This is a genomic window from Mesorhizobium sp. M7A.F.Ca.CA.001.10.2.1, from assembly GCF_003998575.1.
GTDB lineage: Bacteria > Pseudomonadota > Alphaproteobacteria > Rhizobiales > Rhizobiaceae > Mesorhizobium.
The window spans coordinates 1-913 of record NZ_RZQY01001144.1; the positions used below are offsets into that span (position 1 = coordinate 1).

The following is a 913-nucleotide window of genomic DNA, read 5'->3' on the forward strand; positions in this document are numbered from 1 at the left end:
ATACCAGCCAGGCGCGCGAAGAACGGCCGCGACCATATTGTCCCGCTGTGCGAAATGGCAATCCGGATCATCGGCGATCAGATCGCAGACGTGAAGGCGCTGTCGGAGCGCAAGGGCAGGGCGGTACCGCCTTTCGTTTTTCCTGGACCGGGCGCCCGTGCAGCAGTCACCGGCGCATCTGTCCCGAAGGCAGTGAAGCGAGAAGAGATCAGCAAGCGCGGCGTAGCGATGATCATGGGCATTGCACCGTGGACGCCGCATGACCTTCGGCGATCTGCTGCGACGGGCATGGAAGAAATCGGCATTTCGCCGTTCATCGTCGGGCATGTGTTGAATCACGTTTCGGCGACCAAGAGTACGGTCACGTCGCGGGTATATGCGCGCTACGACTATATGAGCGAGAAACGGGATGCCTTGGAGCGTTGGGCCGATCGGCTTGCCGGCATCATTGCAGGCAAGAGCCACATCGAACCTCTGCGAGCGAAGGCAGTTGCATGAACCGGTCTGAGCAGTCGCCGTTCGACCCCGAAACCCTTCTGCCGCTCGTCGAAGTCTTCGCGGTTGATCCCTCTGACTGCGGCCGCAATCGAATGATTGTCGGCTAATGGACGCGCTTTGCCTTGCCTATCGGGAGCTGTTTCACCGATCCTACGTCCTTTCGGAACGCCGTGACAAACGCACGCCGACACCACCGCCATTTTCAGGAATGAACTCGATGCCGGCATTCTCAAGCGTTTTCTGGAGGAGATATCGCGTTCCTGTTTGAGGAACAGAACGCTCGTTTTCGAAATTGCGAATGGTAACAGCACTCGCGCCGGAGCGGGCGGCGAGATCCTCTTGCGTCCATTTCAACAGCGCTCGTGCGGCGCGACATTGGGAAGAATCCATGCCGCAAACTGGTGATAACTCCCGA

General features: G+C 58.8%; 2 protein-coding genes. One reads left to right on the forward strand and one right to left on the reverse strand.

What is annotated here, in order from left to right; genetic code table 11:
- The coding region (locus EN964_RS35740) for a tyrosine-type recombinase/integrase (RefSeq protein ID WP_164776491.1) at positions 1–498 on the forward strand (498 nt) is incomplete at its 5' end.
- Between the two features lie 150 nt (positions 499–648).
- Here the strand turns inward: EN964_RS35740 and EN964_RS35745 are convergent.
- Positions 649–913: helix-turn-helix transcriptional regulator (locus EN964_RS35745; RefSeq protein WP_306663837.1), on the reverse strand; the 265-nt coding region annotated here is incomplete at its 5' end.